This is a genomic window from Methylobacterium mesophilicum (assembly GCF_022179445.1).
In the GTDB taxonomy this organism is placed as follows: domain Bacteria; phylum Pseudomonadota; class Alphaproteobacteria; order Rhizobiales; family Beijerinckiaceae; genus Methylobacterium; species Methylobacterium mesophilicum.
This window is the reverse complement of the sequence record NZ_BPQU01000001.1, coordinates 401,594-416,892: the sequence shown is the minus strand read 5'-3', so window position 1 is coordinate 416,892 and position 15,299 is coordinate 401,594. Positions and strand designations below refer to the sequence as shown.

The 15,299-nt window shown below is 70.4% G+C and carries 14 protein-coding genes; 4 read left to right on the top strand and 10 right to left on the bottom strand.

Annotated elements, in window-relative coordinates; translation table 11 throughout:
- Positions 1 to 13: 13 nt before the first annotated feature.
- The 6 genes from adh to MFF40_RS28770 form a co-directional block, all read right to left on the bottom strand.
- The gene (adh, locus tag MFF40_RS02120) at positions 14 to 1,537 is read right to left on the bottom strand and encodes an aldehyde dehydrogenase (RefSeq protein ID WP_147855286.1); all 1,524 of its coding nucleotides are present in this window, start codon (positions 1,535 to 1,537) and stop codon (positions 14 to 16) included.
- A 353-nt stretch (positions 1,538 to 1,890) separates the two neighbouring features.
- Positions 1,891 to 2,238 (bottom strand): DUF3325 domain-containing protein, encoded by a 348-nt coding sequence (locus MFF40_RS02115; protein ID WP_147855287.1) that lies wholly within the window; start codon positions 2,236 to 2,238, stop codon positions 1,891 to 1,893.
- Positions 2,235 to 3,758 (bottom strand): PepSY-associated TM helix domain-containing protein, encoded by a 1,524-nt coding sequence (locus MFF40_RS02110; protein ID WP_238259520.1) that lies wholly within the window; start codon positions 3,756 to 3,758, stop codon positions 2,235 to 2,237. Before MFF40_RS02110 ends, MFF40_RS02115 begins: the two co-directional genes overlap by 4 nt.
- Entirely contained in the window at positions 3,755 to 4,066 is a 312-nt protein-coding gene (locus MFF40_RS02105; RefSeq protein ID WP_147855289.1) for an iron transporter, read from the bottom strand. Before MFF40_RS02105 ends, MFF40_RS02110 begins: the two co-directional genes overlap by 4 nt.
- A gap of 313 nt (positions 4,067 to 4,379) precedes the next feature.
- Positions 4,380 to 4,649, bottom strand: a complete 270-nt coding sequence (locus tag MFF40_RS02100; protein WP_147855290.1) for a hypothetical protein — start codon at positions 4,647 to 4,649, stop codon at positions 4,380 to 4,382.
- Between the two features lie 94 nt (positions 4,650 to 4,743).
- Positions 4,744 to 5,544, bottom strand: coding sequence for a cold-shock protein (locus tag MFF40_RS28770; protein WP_147898035.1), 801 nt, complete (start codon positions 5,542 to 5,544; stop codon positions 4,744 to 4,746).
- 313 nt (positions 5,545 to 5,857) lie between these two features.
- Here MFF40_RS28770 and MFF40_RS02085 point away from each other — a divergent pair, with 313 nt between their 5' ends.
- The 4 genes from MFF40_RS02085 to MFF40_RS02070 all read left to right on the top strand — a co-directional run bounded on the left by MFF40_RS02085 (position 5,858) and on the right by MFF40_RS02070 (position 9,043).
- On the top strand, positions 5,858 to 6,331 hold the full coding sequence (locus MFF40_RS02085; protein ID WP_147856525.1) for a response regulator: 474 nt from the start codon (positions 5,858 to 5,860) through the stop codon (positions 6,329 to 6,331).
- 127 nt (positions 6,332 to 6,458) lie between these two features.
- Positions 6,459 to 7,541, top strand: coding sequence for a Ppx/GppA phosphatase family protein (locus MFF40_RS02080; protein WP_238259519.1), 1,083 nt, complete (start codon positions 6,459 to 6,461; stop codon positions 7,539 to 7,541).
- A gap of 10 nt (positions 7,542 to 7,551) precedes the next feature.
- Complete coding sequence (locus MFF40_RS02075) at positions 7,552 to 8,286, top strand: RlmE family RNA methyltransferase (RefSeq protein WP_147856523.1); 735 nt, start codon at positions 7,552 to 7,554, stop codon at positions 8,284 to 8,286.
- Between the two features lie 10 nt (positions 8,287 to 8,296).
- A complete protein-coding gene (locus MFF40_RS02070) occupies positions 8,297 to 9,043 on the top strand; it encodes a hypothetical protein (protein WP_238259518.1) in 747 nt (248 codons plus the stop codon).
- A gap of 125 nt (positions 9,044 to 9,168) precedes the next feature.
- On the opposite strand, the gene MFF40_RS02065 is transcribed toward MFF40_RS02070, so the two are convergent.
- The 4 genes from MFF40_RS02065 to ptsP form a co-directional block, all read right to left on the bottom strand.
- Positions 9,169 to 10,323, bottom strand: a complete 1,155-nt coding sequence (locus MFF40_RS02065; protein WP_238259517.1) for a DUF4167 domain-containing protein — start codon at positions 10,321 to 10,323, stop codon at positions 9,169 to 9,171.
- Between the two features lie 420 nt (positions 10,324 to 10,743).
- The gene (gene prmC / locus MFF40_RS02060; RefSeq protein ID WP_147898031.1) at positions 10,744 to 11,637 is read right to left on the bottom strand and encodes a peptide chain release factor N(5)-glutamine methyltransferase; all 894 of its coding nucleotides are present in this window, start codon (positions 11,635 to 11,637) and stop codon (positions 10,744 to 10,746) included.
- 8 nt (positions 11,638 to 11,645) lie between these two features.
- A complete protein-coding gene (prfA, locus tag MFF40_RS02055) occupies positions 11,646 to 12,731 on the bottom strand; it encodes a peptide chain release factor 1 (protein ID WP_147854286.1) in 1,086 nt (361 codons plus the stop codon).
- Positions 12,732 to 12,952: 221 nt separating this feature from the next.
- The gene (gene ptsP, locus MFF40_RS02050) at positions 12,953 to 15,214 is read right to left on the bottom strand and encodes a phosphoenolpyruvate--protein phosphotransferase (RefSeq protein ID WP_147854287.1); all 2,262 of its coding nucleotides are present in this window, start codon (positions 15,212 to 15,214) and stop codon (positions 12,953 to 12,955) included.
- Positions 15,215 to 15,299: the final 85 nt, after the last annotated feature.

Sequence of the window (15,299 nt, the reverse complement as noted above, 5' to 3'; positions counted from 1 at the left end):
CCCGGACCAGGACTCAGAAGAATCCGAGCTTCTTGGCCGAGTAGCTGACCAGCATGTTCTTGGTCTGCTGGTAGTGATCGAGCATCATCTTGTGGGTCTCGCGGCCGATGCCGGACTGCTTGTAGCCGCCGAAGGCCGCGTGGGCCGGGTAGGCGTGGTAGCAGTTCGTCCAGACGCGGCCGGCCTGGATCGCCCGGCCGAAGCGGTAGGCGCGGGTGCCGTCGCGGGTCCAGATTCCGGCGCCGAGGCCGTAGAGGGTGTCGTTGGCGATCGCCAGCGCGTCGGCGTCGTCCTTGAAGGTCGTGACCGACAGGACCGGCCCAAAGATCTCCTCCTGGAAGATCCGCATCTTGTTGTGGCCGCGAAACACCGTCGGCTGCACGTAGAAGCCCTCGGCCAGCTCGCCGTCCTTGACGTTGCGTGCGCCGCCGGTGAGCAGCTCCGCGCCTTCCTGGCGGCCGATGTCGATGTAGCTGAGAATCTTCTCCATCTGCTCGCCCGAGGCCTGGGCGCCGATCATCGTGGCGGGATCGAGCGGCGAGCCCTGGGTGATCGCCTCGACGCGCTTCACCGCCCGCTCCATGAAGCGGTCGTAGATCGACTCGTGCACGAGCGCCCGGCTCGGACAGGTGCAGACCTCGCCCTGGTTGAGGGCGAACATCGTCAGGCCCTCGAGGGCCTTGTCGAAGAAGTCGTCGTCCTCGTTGGCCACGTCGGCGAAGAAGATGTTCGGCGACTTGCCGCCCAGTTCCAGCGTCACCGGGATCAGGTTCTGCGAGGCGTATTGCATGATCAGGCGGCCGGTGGTGGTCTCACCGGTGAACGCGATCTTGGCGATGCGCGGCGACGACGCCAGCGGCTTGCCGGCCTCCAGGCCGAAGCCGTTGACAATGTTGATGACGCCCGGGGGCAGCAGGTCGGCGAGCAGCTCCATCACCACCAGGATCGAGGCCGGGGTCTGCTCGGCGGGCTTGAGCACCACGCAATTGCCGGCGGCGATCGCCGGGGCCAGCTTCCAGACCGCCATCAGGATCGGGAAGTTCCACGGGATGATCTGGCCCACGACGCCGAGCGGCTCGTGGAAGTGGTAGGCCACCGTGTCGTGGTCGATCTCGGAGATCGAGCCTTCCTGCGCGCGGATGCAGCCGGCGAAGTAGCGAAAATGGTCGATCGCCAGGGGGATGTCGGCGTGGGTCGTCTCGCGGATCGGCTTGCCGTTGTCCCAGGTCTCGGCCAGCGCGATCAGATCGAGGTTCTCCTCCATCCGGTCGGCCATCTTGTTGAGGATGCGCGCGCGCTCGGCCGGGGCGGTGCGGCCCCAGGATTCCTTGGCCGCGTGGGCGGCATCGAGCGCCTTGTCGACGTCGGCGGCGTCGGAGCGGGCAACCTCGCAGATCACCTTGCCGGTGATCGGCGAGGTGTTCTCGAAGTAGCGGCCGGCGGCCGGGGCGACCCACTGGCCGCCGATGAAGTTGTCGTAGCGGGCCGAGAAGGGCGACTTGGTCCGGGCGTCGCCGAGAAATTCCGGCTTGTTCATGGCTCTGTTCCCTCCGTAGGCCCCGGCCTCGCGAACCGCGGCTCTTGGGCTGAAGCTGGCACGCGGACGGCCGATTCGATCGGCGGCGTCCGGTTCGGCTCTGGTGGCAGCCAATGGCTTTTGGCGTGCCGAATCAAGGTGGACTTTTGGCCAGTGCGCGAGCGGGCGGATCCTACGCCCTCCCGGTCAGGATCGCGACAGGACAAGTGTCCGTCAACCCGGGACTCGGTGGTTCAGGCATGAAAACCCCTCGGATGCCCGCTGAAGCCGCGGTCGGATCGACCAATACGTTGGCATTATTCTCATGCCATATCGCTGACCTTGAGAGTTAGCTTGGCCGGTGTGCCCGCGTCTCAGGACCCGAGCGCGAACGGCAGCGCGAGCATCGCCAGCGGCAGGGCGGCCACGGCGGCGGCCCGCAACCACGCCGGCCGGTAGGACATCACCGCCACGACCAGCAGCGCGGCGCCGGTCAGGGCGCCGATCCACTGGACCGGGCCGAAATTCCAGCCGGCGCAGGCCACCGATGCTGCGAACGACACCGCCAGCCCGGACCATCCGGCCGCGCGCAGGCTCCTGGTCCGGCTCCGGGGCGCGGGCACGCGGAACACGGCGCGGTGATGCCGGTCGAGGCTGAGTGCCAGGGCGGCGAAGCTCGAGAAGCTCAGGCACAGGCTCAGCGCCAGGGCGGCGGCGGTCACGCTTCCACGGTCCGTGACAGTGCCGGCTTGGCCCCCCGAACCCGACCCGGTCGCCTGGCCGCGAAGCGGGCGCCGACGGCGAGCAGGATCGCCACCGCGAGCATCGCCGCGTCGAAGCCTAGGAAGCGGGCTTGGCCGACGGTCACCGCATCCACGACCGGGATCGCCAGGAAGGCGAGCGCTGCCGCCGAGAGCCCGGCCGGCCAGGCCTTCGCGCTGGGGGCCAGGGCCGAGGCCAGGGCCGCGAGGATCCAGACTCCGAAGAAGGCGCGCACCTCCCAATCCGCCCGGCCGGCGAGGTCGAGGGGCAGCAGTCGGTTGGCCAGGAAGTAGGCGGCCAGCCCCGTGGGCAGCCCGGCGATCGTGCCGAGGTTGAGCACGCGCACGAGGCGCAGGCCGAAACCCGCCGGGTTCGCGCCCTTCGGCGCCCGGGCCACGGTCCAGAGCACGAGGCCCGACGCGATGGTAGCCGCACCCATCACGCCGCAGAGGAAGAACAGGATGCGCAGGGGCGCGGCGGCGAAATGCGCCTCGTGTAGGCCGATCATCACGGCGCCGGTGCGGGTCGCGCCGCCGGCCTCGCCGGTCCGGGACAGCTCAGTACCGGTATCGCCCGCGTAGACGATCTGCGGATGCAGGTGCGCGAGGCCGGGCGGCTCCTCGAAGAAGGCGGTGACGCTCGAGGCCGCATCGCCCGGCTTCGTCACCATCACGACCTCCGGGGGCTCGCCTCCATCCGTGGTGGCACGGGCCACGATGTCGCCGAGCGGCATCTGGGCGCCCGGCTCACCCGCGGGCTTGCGTGCCGCCGCCATGATCCCGGACTCGGCGTAGTAAGCCAGCAGATCGTGCTGGTAGGCCGCCTTCACGCCCCAGGGCATCAGCAGCGGCCCGAGTTCGACCAGGCCGGTATAGACGATCATCAGGTGGAACGGCAGCGCCAGCACGCCGACGACGTTGTGGGCGTCGAGCCAGCCGCGCTGGGCAGAGCGGTCCCGCCGGAACGTGAAGAAGTCGGCGAAGATGCGACGGTGGGTGACGATGCCGGTGATCAGCGACACCAACAGGATCATCGCGCAGATCCCTACGATCCAGCGGCCCCAAAGCGCCGGCAGGGCCAGCTCGAAATGGAAGCGATAGAGGAAGTCGCCGCCCTTCGTCTCGCGCGCGGGCGATGCTTCGCCGGTCGCGGGATCCAGGAGTGCGTGGTGATACGGCCCGCCCGGATCCTTCCACCAATAGACCTCGACCTGCGGTTTCTCGGCGGTGGGAAGCCGGACCGACCAGGCCATGGCATCCGGCATCACGCGCCCGAGATAGGCCGCGGCGCGGTTGGCGGACGCGGCCGGATCGACCGCAGTCGCGCTCAGTTCGGGCCGCATCCAGTGCGAGACCTCGGTGCGATAGTAGCTCGCCGTCCCCGTCACGAAGATCGCGAACAGCACCCACCCGATGACGAGTCCGGACCAGGTGTGCAGCCACGCCATCGACTGCCGGAAACTTTTCCGGGGGCTGCTCATGGAGCCGTGGCCCCGGTGAACGCCCCGGCAAGCCATAGCCCTGCCGCCAGCGGCGCCGCGACGAGGCCGAGGACCAGCGCTGCACGGCCGAGGGACCGGGCCGCGAACACCCAGACCACCGCGGCGGCCATGATCGCGAAGCTCACGAGCGTCCCGGTCGAGACCGACTCGGAACGCGGCATCGGCAGGACCAGGGCCAGGAGCGCCGCCGAGAGGGCCGCGATGCCGTAGCCGCCGATGGCCGCCAGCACCACGCGTCCGGCCACCGCCAGACGGTAGGTCAAACCTGGCATGGAGCGGGCGCTCATCGCGCGATCTCCCGATTTCGTGATCCCATTCCCGCGGCCTAGCAGCGGCGCACTGCGACTCGCAACGGCTATGTTCCGGAACGATTCCAGTGTTGTGCCGGCCGCTTGAAGTTGTTCCCAAGCGCTCTGCAATCGTAAGTCGCTCAAAGTTCGGATCGTCACGCGCCGAACCGGCATCTCGTTCGACGGCGGCGCTGCTGCGGCTTCGATGCGCGTGTGGGCGCCTCGGAGGATAGGCCATCCAAGCCTTCAGGGCGCCCTGTGTACGAAGGAAACGAAGTTCCGCGCCTGCCTGGCCGCAACGGCCCGCCGCTCAGCGTCCGACATTTGTGCCGGTACCACTGCGGCCAGCTCTCCGCAGGGCGGCTGCGGCGCTGTTTGCGCTCGGCGGAAGATCCGGGCCGGCGCCGGGTCGGTCGTAGCCGGCGCGCGACCCCGGATTCGGCACCGTCCCGACACGGTCCCTGTCTTTGCCCCAGGCATAGCCGGCATTGATGCCCGCGTAGAAGCCGCTGAAATCCTCTGCCCGCGCCGGCGCCAGCGCCAGGATCAGCAGGATCGTCGGCATCAGCACGCGGTGCATGGCGGCTCCGAAACAAGAAAGGCGGCGACCCCGTTGGGGGCCGCCGCCTTGTAGAATTCCGAGGGATCGCGGCAGCAAGACGGCCGCGAGACCTTTAGTCTTCGACGTTGATGCTGGAGGCCTCGCGGCCCTTCTGACCATCGACGACGCCGAGGGTGACCTGCTGGCCTTCGGCCAGCGATTCCAGGCCGGCGCGGGACAGGGCGGAACGGTGCACGAACACGTCCTTGCCACCGTCGTTGACCGAGACGAAGCCGAAGCCCTTGGCGGGATCGTACCACTTCACGGTGCCGCTCATCTCGACCGAGGGACCGGATGCAGCCCGGCCACCACCGCCGAAGCCACCACCGCCGCCGGCGCCGTAACCACCGCCGCCGCCGCCACCATAACCGCCGCCGCCACCGCCGCCGAAGCGGTCGGCGCCGAAGCCGCCGGTGCGCGGGCGCAACTCACGGCGGGGCGCGGGCGCCTCGGCCGTGGAGGTGTCGACGCTGGTGACGCTCGTGACCTGCGGGCCCTTCTGGCCCTGCGCCGTGGTGACCGTCAGCCGGGTGCCCGGCATCAGGTCGGCGTGGCCAGCAGCCTCGACGGCGCGAATGTGGAGGAAGGCATCGCCCGAGCCGTCGCCGAGTTCGACGAAGCCGAAGCCCTTCTCCTTGTTGAACCACTTGACCGTCGCATCACGCTCCGGCCCGGTTGCCACAGGCGCTGCGCTGGGGCCGCCCCGGGGGGGACCGCGGTCGAAACCGCCGCCACCGAAACCGCCACCACCGCCGCCGCCGAATCCACCACCGCCGTATCCGCCGCTGGGGGGAGCCTGATCAGGCCATCTCGGCTCGCCAGCCTCGTCGAAGCCGCGCTTCTGCGGCCCCCTGAAATCACGACCACGTCCCATCGAAAGCTCGCAAAAACCGTCCGCCGCCCTGGTCTTAAATACCGCGTGCGCGCCATCCCAGACAGCCCACGCCCCGCACTATCATTACCCCCGGTCGCGGTAACCAAGAATAACGCCCCAGTCCTGACGCAATCGGGCCTTGACCGCAAGGACCTTCTTCGCCAAGACGCGCCCGTTTCGTTACTTTCTTGCGGTAAACAACGCAGCTTCCGGGTCCCGTCGATCCAGGCGTTCGCCTTGGCCGAGAGGGCGTTAGCGAAACGCAAAGGCTGTTCGGCTAGACTCGCGTCGCGCCCCGCAACGGCACCCGGCCATGATCGCGACTCCGACCTTCCCCGATCTTTCGGCCCTCGTGGTCGACGAGAGTCTCTACATCCGGCGAATCGTGCGCGACATGCTCATGCGGGTCGGCATCAAGCGCGTGCTGGAGGCGCCGGACGGCGCCGAGGCGCTGGGCGTGCTGGCGGAGAGCAAGCCCGACATCAGCATCATCGACTGGGACCTGTCGATCCTGTCCGGGGAAGAGTTCATCCGGCTCGCGCGCACGCCCTCCACCTCCCCCTGCCCGACCATCCCGATCATCCTGATGCTGGCCCAGCCGCGCCGGAACGTGGTCGACCGCGCCGTCGCGCTGGGGGTCAACGAGATCATCGCCAAGCCATTCTCGCCGAAGACCCTGTGGTCGCGGCTCGACGAGGTGATCAACCGGCCCCGCCCCTATTCCCAGGTCAAGAGCCTGCTGCGGCCGATCCCGCGCCGGTCGGGCGCCATGAAGGCGGTCGCGTGACGAACGCGGCCTGAGGCGGGTCGCGACGATCGGTCATTGCAGTTCCCGACCGACCCTGTAGGGTCTTCCATCAAGAATGGCCGAGCGCGACGCTCCTGGCTGACCCGAAGGACCGACGGCCGCGCCGATGAGGGACGAGACCGCTGCGGCCGCGCCGTCCCGCACGTCGACCGGCGCAGTGCCGCTCCAGCCGACGGCCCCGTCGCCGGGCCGCGACCGCAGACGCGTCGCCTACGCGGCGCTTGATCTCGGCACCAACAATTGCCGCCTGCTGATCGCCGAGCCGACCTTCAGCGGGTTCCGGGTGATCGACGCCTTCTCGCGCATCGTCCGCCTCGGTGAGGGGCTGGGCACCTCGGACCGCCTCAACGAGGCCGCGATCGAGCGCACCGTCGAGGCCCTGCGGATCTGCCGGACCAAGATGCAGACCCGGGGCGTCCGCCGGGCCAAGGTGATCGCCACCGAGGCGTGCCGCCTCGCGGTGAACGGCGCGGCCTTCGTGGAGCGCGTCCGCCGGGGTGTCGGCCTCGACCTCGAGATCGTCGACCGGCAGACCGAGGCGTATCTCGCGGTGACCGGCTGCGCGGCACTCGCCGACCCGGACGCGGAATCCGTCGTGATCTTCGATATCGGCGGCGGCTCCACCGAGATCGCGTGGCTCGACGGCGAGGCCGCCAACCCGTCCACCGATCCGACCCTGCGCATCCGCGCCTGGGACTCCCTGCCGGTCGGCGTCGTCACCTTGGCCGAGCGCCATGGCGGCGCCGAGGTGACCCGGCGGATGTTCGAGGGCATGGTCGAGGAGGTGGCGGAAAAGCTCTCCGCCTTCGCGATCCGCGCGGCGGCGGCGGCCACGGCCCCGCATTTCCACCTGCTCGGCACCTCCGGCACGGTGACCACGATCGCCGCCATGCACCTGCGGCTGGCCCGCTACGAGCGGCGGCGGGTGGACGGCCTCTGGATGAGCGACCATGAGGTGTCCGCCGCCATCGACGATCTGCTCGACACCCGGCTCGAGCAGCGGGCCGACAATCCCTGCATCGGACGCGACCGGGCGGATCTGGTATTGGCGGGCTGCGCGATCCTGGAGGCGATCCGGCGGGCCTTCCCGTCCGAGCGCCTGCGCATCGCCGACAGGGGCCTGCGCGAAGGGTTGTTGATGAACATGATGCGGGAGGACGGCGTCTGGAACCGGAAGGCCGTCCGATGAGGACACCACGATGACCGACCGGCGCGGGGGCGCGGGCTCCACGGGCGGCGTGCGCGGCGACCTGAAGCAGCGGGTGAAGACCGGCCGCGGCCGGACGCTGTCGCAGAAGCGGTGGCTGGAGCGCCAGCTCAACGATCCCTACGTGGCCCGGGCGAAGCGCGAGGGCTACCGCTCCCGGGCGGCCTACAAGCTCATCGAGATCGACGAGCGCTACAAACTGCTCAAGCCCGGCCAGCGGGTGGTGGACCTCGGGGCCGCGCCGGGTGGCTGGTCGCAGGTGGCGGCCCGGATCGTGGGGACGACGGGACGCGTCGTCGGCATCGACCTCCTGGAGATCGAGCCGATGCCGAACGTCGAGTTCATCACCCTCGACTTCCTGGATCCCGAGGCACCCGTGAAGCTGACCACGCTGCTCGGCGGCCCGGCCGACCTTGTCCTGTCCGACATGGCCGCCAACGCCACCGGCCACAAGAAGACCGACCACCTGCGGATCATCGGCCTGGCCGAGACCGCGGCCGAGTTCGCCCGCGAGATCCTGGCCCCGGGCGGCGCCTACCTGGCCAAGGTGCTGCAGGGCGGCACCGAGAACGCCCTGCTGGCCGACCTGAAGCGCGACTTTACGGCCGTGCGCCACGTGAAGCCGGCGGCGAGCCGGTCCGATTCGAGCGAGCTCTACGTGCTGGCGACCGGCTATCGCAGCGCAGCGGCCCGGGCCGCCGCGTCGGCGGCGGCCGACGAGGCCTGAGCGCCCGCACATGCTGTTCGAGTGGGCGCTGGCGCTGGCCAATCCCGCGCCGCTGCGTTTGCGCCGCCTCGGCTATGTCCGCCACAGCGGCCGGCTCCACGCCCGGTCCCGCCGCTGCCGCGCGGCCTGGGCGCCGCACCTGATCCAGGCGCGCGGCGTGATCACCGCCGCCGCCGAGGCAAGCGCCCGGCGCGGGTCGGTGGTGGTGCTCGGCTCCGGGCTCCTCGACGACGTACCGCTCGATGCCCTGGCGCTGCTGTTCGATCGCGTCACCCTGGTGGACGCCGTCCATCCCTGGCCGGCACGGCTGGCCGCACGCCGGTACCGCGACGTCGCCCTGGCGACCGCCGAGATCAGCGCGGGCTTGAGCGATCCCGGACTTGCGCAGACCTGCGCAGCCGCGGACCTGATCGTGTCGGCCAACCTGCTGTCGCAGCTCCCGATCGTTCCGATCGAGGCTCACGAAGCGCGGGGGCGTGAGGCGCCGCCGCAGCTCGGTACCCAGATCATCGAGACCCATCTCGCGGCCCTGGACCGGCTCGCGGCCGGGACCACGCGGGTTTGCCTGATCACCGACATCGTGCAGCGCGCGGAAGACCGGGCCGGGCGGGTGATCGACAGCCTCGACCTGATGTTCGGGGTGAGGCTGCCGCCCCCGGCCCAGGCCTGGGACTGGGAGATCGCACCGTTCGGCGAAATCGGCCGACGCCACCGGCTTCTCCACCGGGTCCACGCCTATCCGGACTGGCGGGCCTGATCCGGCCTCGGAGCCGATGGCATCCTGTCTCTTCAGCCGAACGTCTCCACACGAATGGCCTGACCCAAGCAAAAAGCCGCCCCGGTGTCCCGGGACGGCTTTTTCAGGAGGGGTTCGCGTTCCGCTTACTCGGTCGGTGCGTCCTCGGCGGGTGCGCGGGCCTCGCCCTCTTCCGGAGCGATCCCCTCGAAGCGCGGCCGGCGCCGACGGCGCGGCTTCACGGGCGCCTCCTCGGCGGCGGCAGCCTCGGGGGCAGGGGCCGTCGGCTGCTCGACCGGGGTCGTGGCCGCCACCGGACGGGGCGGGGTCATCAGGAAAGCCGGCAGGCTCGCCGGATCCTCGGCCGTCACCGGAGCCGGGGCGGCCTCGCGGCGGCGCTCGCGACGGGGCGCGGGCTCGGCCTGGCGGGGCGTCTCGCTGCGGGCGACCGCCTCGCCCCGGGGCTCGCTCCGGCGCGGCTGACGCTCGTCGGAGCGGACGTCCTGCCGCGTGTCCTGGCGCGCATCTTGGCGTGTGTCCTGGCGGCTCTCCTGCTGCCGGGGCTCCGCACGCGCGGTCTCAGACCGCCCGGACTCGTAGCGGTTCTGATCGCCGCGGGCGTCCTGCCGGTAATCCTGGCGGCCGTAATCCTGCCGACCGTCCTGACGGGTGTCTTGCCGATTCTCCTGCCGGCCGTCCTGCCGGCCGTCCTGCCGGTTATCCTGGCGGTCCTGCCGGTAGTCGGGACGCTGCTGATAGTCCTGACGCGGGGAATCCTGCCGCTGGTAATCCTGCCGGGGCTGGTCCTGGCGCCGGTAATCCTGGCGGCCGTTGTTGTCGAAGCGCCGCTGGTCCCGGTTCTGGAAGCGATCGCGGCCCTGCTGCTGACGGCCGTCCTGCTGCTGGTTCAGGTCCTGCCGCATCTCGTAGGGCTGGGGCTGCTGGCCCGGGTCGCCGTCGTCGTAGCCGTTGTAGGGCTGGCCGTTCTGCGACGCGCCGTTGCCCTGGCCGTCGTCGTCACCCTCGTCCATCTCGTCGTCGTAGGCGCGACTGGCATATCCCCCGGTATTCGTGGGCCGGGTCTGCTCCTGGGCGCCGGATACGATCCGGAAGTAGTGTTCGCCGTGCTGAAAATAGTTCTCGGCAGCCACAGGATCGCCGGCCGCCTGCGCATCGCGGGCGAGCTGGGCGTACTTGTCGGCGATGTGCTGCGGCGTGCCGCGGATTTTGACGTCTGGGCCGTTGGATTCGTACGAGCGCGTCAGCGGGTTCGGACCTTTCGGCCGGTTGCGGCCGCGCATCCGTCGATTCTGGTTTGGTCTCATCGGTCTTCAGTGACCCTCGTTCACGCAAACGACGTTCTTCGGGGCGTCCGGCGTCGATCTTCAGACGCGCTCCGGCCAAATGCACCCGGTGAAGCCGCACGGTCGACCGCCTCACGGTCCGCGCGTTCGCCTGACCATCCCTCGCACCGCGCGTCCGGGCACAGACGCCAGAAACCAGTCGATTGTCAGGTTCGAGTGTTGTCGAACTGCCGCGCAGTCGCACGCGCGCTCAAGTCCAACAATACGGGGGATCAGCGAACCGGGCGGCGACCTGCGATCGTTGCCGACCGTATAATCGTCCGTCTTAACGAACCGTTCGCGATCTTCAAGCGGACTCTAGCGTTCCCAGGGAGATGCAACAAGCATTTTCTCAGCGCACCGATCGTCGTCGCGGATCTAGGCATCCGTGTGGCCGAATGAAAGGCCGAATGACAGCACGCGATCGTGACCGGCGAGATCTCGCGCGAGCCCCAGGTCGGCGTAGCCCGCGCCGCGCGCGAGCGCCCGCACCGCCTCGGCCTGATCGTATCCGATCTCGAGCACCAGCCGCCCGCCCGGCGCCAGCAGCGTGGCGTCCCGGACCCCATCGAGGATCCGCCGGTAGGCGTCGAGGCCATCTGGTCCGCCGTCGAGGGCGGCGCGGGGATCGTGCAGGCGCACGTCCCGGTCGAGGTGCTGGATGACGTCGCGCACGATGTAGGGCGGGTTCGAGACCACCAGGTCGAAGCCGCCCCGGAGGGCGTCACACCAATCCCCCACCGCGAAAGCCGCCCGGTCGCCGACCCCGTTGGTGGTCGCGTTGTGCCGGGCGATGCGCAGGGCCTCCGTTGACCGGTCTAGGCCGACGGCGAAGGCTTGCGGCAGCTCGCTCAGGAGCGCCACCAGGATGCAGCCGGAACCGGTGCCGAGGTCGAGGCACCGGAGCGGCACCGTCCGGTCCGGGGCGCAGGCGAGCGCCGTCGCGACCAGGGTCTCGGTATCGGGACGCGGGACCAAGGTCTCGGGCGCCAGCCGGAACGGCAAGCCCCAGAACTCCCAGGCGCCCAGGATGCGGGCCACGGGCTCGCCGGCCAGCCGCCGCGCGAAAGCTGCGTCGAGGGCGTCGCCGGCCTGCGCGTCGAGAATCCGGTCCCCGTCGAGGAGGAGGTCGCGGGCTTCGAGGCCGAGCAGGCCCAGCAGGAGGAAGCGCGCGTCGCCCGCGGCTTCCGCGTTGCCGCCGGAGCTGAGGAGGGCGATCCCCCGGCGCAGGGCCTCTCGCCGCGACAGGCCCCGGCTCGTTCCCGCGATCACGCCGCCGCTCAGGCCATGCCTTCGGCGGCCAGCAACTCGGCCTGATGCTCGGTGATGAGCGCGTCCACGACCTCGTCCAGCGCAGTGCCGGCCATGACCTCCTCCAGCTTGTAGAGGGTCAGGTTGATGCGGTGGTCGGTCACCCGCCCTTGTGGGAAATTGTAGGTGCGGATGCGCTCGCTGCGGTCGCCGGAGCCGACCTGCGCCCGCCGGTCGGCGGCCCGGGCGGAATCCTTGGCGGTCCGCTCGGCGTCGTAGAGCCGGGCGCGCAGCAGCGACATCGCCCGGGCGCGGTTCTTGTGCTGCGACCGCTCCTCCTGGACGAAGACTACGATGCCGGTGGGCAGGTGAGTGATGCGGATCGCCGATTCCGTCTTGTTGACGTGCTGGCCGCCGGCGCCCTGGGCCCGCATCGTATCGATCTTCAGGTCGGCGTCGTTGACGACGATGTCGACCTCCTCGGCCTCCGGCAGCACCGCCACGGTGGCCGCCGAGGTGTGGATGCGCCCCTGCGTCTCGGTGTTCGGCACCCGCTGCACGCGGTGCGCGCCGCTCTCGAACTTCAGGCGCGCGAACACGCCCTTGCCCTTCACCTCGGCCACGACCTCGCGGAAACCGCCCACGGTGCCCTCGCTCTCCGAGATCACCTCGACCCGCCAGCCCTTCGACTCGGCGTATTTCGCGTACATCCGGAACAGGTCGCCGGCGAACAGCGCCGCCTCGTCGCCGCCGGTGCCGGCGCGGACTTCCAGGATCGCGCTCTTCTCGTCGGCGGCATCCTTGGGCAGCAGGATGAGCTGCAACGCCCGATAGGCGCCTTCGAGCTGTGCCTGGGCCTCCGGCTTCTCCTCGGCCGCCAGGGCGCGCATCTCCGGATCGGTGCCCGGCTCGTCGATCATCGCCTCCAGGCCCGCCAGGTTCGCGAGGGCCGACCGGTAGGTGTGGATCGCATCCACCACGGGATCGAGATCGGACAACTCCCGGGAGAGCTGGATCACGGTCTCGGATTCGCCTTCGCCGGTGGCGAGCTGCGCGGTGACGAATTCGTGGCGCGCCAGGATGGCGTCGAGGCGCTCGGTGGGAAAGGGGATCATCGCCCGTGTTTCTGCAGGTTTCGGCGCACGACGTTCCAGGCCGGGCGTGGTCTCGTCTCAGGGGTCGGAGCGCGGGATCGTAAGGCTGACCGACGCGGCAAGACAGGGTCCCACCCCACGCCGCCTCCCTTCGAGCGCGGAAGCCGCAGCGCATCGACGGGAAGCGTCGTGGCTGTGCCGTACAACCCCGGCCGAACCTTCGGCAAGAGCGGCATCGCGGGTTAGATAGGGACGCCGTGGGCGTGTGCGAAGGCGGTGAGTGCCGGGCGCAGGGAATCGCCGTCGTGCATCCGGACCATCTCGGCGTCGATCAGCTCCGAAACGGCGGCCGCATCGAGGCTGAGCACCATCGCCTTCACCGGGCCGATGGCGGCCGGCGACATCGACAGGCTGCGGTAGCCGAGGCCGATCAGCGCCATCGCGTCGAGCGGCCGGCCGCCGATCTCGCCGCAGACCGTCACCGGGCAACCGGCCGCGTTGGCCCGCTCGGCGATCAGCCGGAACGCCCGCAGGGCCGCGACGCAGAGCGGGTCGAACCGGTCGGCGACCCGGCGGTTCTCGCGGTCGACCGCGAACAGGAACTGCATCAGGTCGTTCGAGCCGACGGAGAGGAAGTCGGCCTCCTTGGCGATCTCGTCGATCTGGAACAACAGCGAGGGCACCTCGACCATCGCGCCCAGCCGGCACTCGGTGGGGAGCGTGTAGCCGTGGCGGCGCAGATAGGCCTTCTCGCGTTCCACGATGCCGCGGGCGCGGACGAACTCGTCCACGGTGGCGACCATCGGGAACATGATCTTGAGCGGGTCGCCGTCGGCGGCCTTCAGAAGCGCGCGCAGCTGCATCCGCAACAGGGCGGGCCGGTCGAGCCCGATGCGGATCGCCCGCCAGCCGAGCGCCGGGTTCTCCTCCTCGAGCTTGGCCATGTACGGCAGGATCTTGTCGCCGCCGATATCGAGGGTGCGGACCGTCACGGGCTTGCCGGCGGAGGCCGCGAACACCTTGCGGTAGAGTTCCTGCTGCTCCGCGGCCGACGGCATGCGTTGGGCGACCATGAACTGCAATTCGGTGCGGAACAGGCCGACGCCCTCGGCGCCGGTCTCGTGCAGGTGGCTGAAATCGACGAGCAGTCCGGCATTCAGCTGCAGGCCGACGCGGACCCCGTCCCGGGTCTGGGCCGGGACGTCGCGCAGGGCCCGGTACTGCTCCTGCCGGCGGGCGCGCAGCCGCACCATCTCGGCATAGGCCGCCTCGACCTCCGGGCCGGGCCGGACATGGATCTCGCCGGCCACGCCGTCGACGATGATGGCGTCGCCGGCATCGCACAGGGCGGAGGCGTTCTCGACCTCGCCCACCGCCGGGATCCCGAGCGCCCGGGCCACGATGGCGACGTGGCTGGTGGGACCGCCCTCTTCCAGGACGATGCCGCGCAGCGTCGAGGAATCGTAGTCGAGGAGCGCGGCCGGCCCCATGGTGCGCGCCACCAGGATGGCGTTCTCGGGCAGGATGACGGCTCCGCCGGCCTCCGGACCGATCAAGGTGCGCAGCAGCCGGTTGGCGAGGTCATCGAGGTCGTGCAGGCGCTCGCGCAGGTACGGGTCCGCCTGGCGCATCATCCGGGCGCGGTTGTCCGACTGCACCCGCTCGACGGCGGCCTCGGCGGTCAATCCGGACGCCACGGCCTCCCGCATCCGCCGGAGCCAGCCCTTGTCGTGGGCGAACATCCGGACGGTCTCCAGCACCTCGCGCGATTCGGCGGTGCCGATCCGGTCGCCGCGCTCGACCAGCGCGTCGATGGCGGAGCGGACCTCCTCGATCGCCGCGTCGAGCCGCGCGACCTCGCGCTCGACGTTCTCGGCGATCAGCGTCTTCACCACGACGCGCGGCTCGTGGAGCACGACGTGGCCGAGCCCGATGCCGTCCGCCAGCGCGATGCCGCGGGCGACGACCGGTCGGCGGGCGGCGGTGCCGGCATCCGGCGCCAGGCCCTCCAACTCGCCCGAGGCGATCATCTCCGAGAGCACCATCGCGGTGGTCTGGAGCGCCTCGATCTCCTCCTCGGAATAGACCCGGTAGGTCTGGTTCTGGACGGTGAGCACGCCGAGCGTGTTGCCGGCCCGCAGCAGGGGCACGCCCAGGAAGGCGTGATACGCCTCCTCGCCGGTCTCCGGCCGATAGGAGAAGGCCGGGTGGTTCTGCGCATCCGAGAGGGAGAGCGGTTCGGCAGTCCGGGCGATCAGGCCGACGAGGCCCTCGTCGGCGTGCATGCGCGTCTGGTGGACCGCCTCGCGGTTCAGGCCCTCGGTGGCGAACAGTTCGAGGGTGTTGTCGTCCCGCAGGACGTAGACCGAGCAGACCTCGGCCACCACGTTGGCGGCGATCAGGACGACGATGCGGTCGAGGCGTGCCTGGGGGCTGACCGGCTCCGCCATCGCTTCGCGGAGGCGGCGCAGCAGCAGGCGCGGGCCTCCGGGCGCAGCGGGCATCGATTCGTCGTTCCAACGTCGGCGAGCGGCCCTGGCGTCGACCACCCTGCAACCTTGGCGCCGACTGGGAAACGTCCGGCGCCGG

Coding starts and splice junctions, on each gene's coding strand:
- prfA (WP_147854286.1), bottom strand. CDS start 12,731: ATGATCCCCTTTCCCACCGAGCGCCTCGACGCCATCCTGGCGCGCCAC.
- ptsP (WP_147854287.1), bottom strand. CDS start 15,214: ATGCCCGCTGCGCCCGGAGGCCCGCGCCTGCTGCTGCGCCGCCTCCGC.
- adh (WP_147855286.1), bottom strand. CDS start 1,537: ATGAACAAGCCGGAATTTCTCGGCGACGCCCGGACCAAGTCGCCCTTC.
- MFF40_RS02105 (WP_147855289.1), bottom strand. CDS start 4,066: ATGAGCGCCCGCTCCATGCCAGGTTTGACCTACCGTCTGGCGGTGGCC.
- MFF40_RS02065 (WP_238259517.1), bottom strand. CDS start 10,323: ATGCGCGGCCGCAACCGGCCGAAAGGTCCGAACCCGCTGACGCGCTCG.
- MFF40_RS02085 (WP_147856525.1), top strand. CDS start 5,858: ATGATCGCGACTCCGACCTTCCCCGATCTTTCGGCCCTCGTGGTCGAC.
- MFF40_RS02070 (WP_238259518.1), top strand. CDS start 8,297: ATGCTGTTCGAGTGGGCGCTGGCGCTGGCCAATCCCGCGCCGCTGCGT.
- MFF40_RS02100 (WP_147855290.1), bottom strand. CDS start 4,649: ATGCACCGCGTGCTGATGCCGACGATCCTGCTGATCCTGGCGCTGGCG.
- MFF40_RS02110 (WP_238259520.1), bottom strand. CDS start 3,758: ATGAGCAGCCCCCGGAAAAGTTTCCGGCAGTCGATGGCGTGGCTGCAC.
- MFF40_RS02080 (WP_238259519.1), top strand. CDS start 6,459: ATGAGGGACGAGACCGCTGCGGCCGCGCCGTCCCGCACGTCGACCGGC.
- MFF40_RS28770 (WP_147898035.1), bottom strand. CDS start 5,544: ATGGGACGTGGTCGTGATTTCAGGGGGCCGCAGAAGCGCGGCTTCGAC.
- MFF40_RS02075 (WP_147856523.1), top strand. CDS start 7,552: ATGACCGACCGGCGCGGGGGCGCGGGCTCCACGGGCGGCGTGCGCGGC.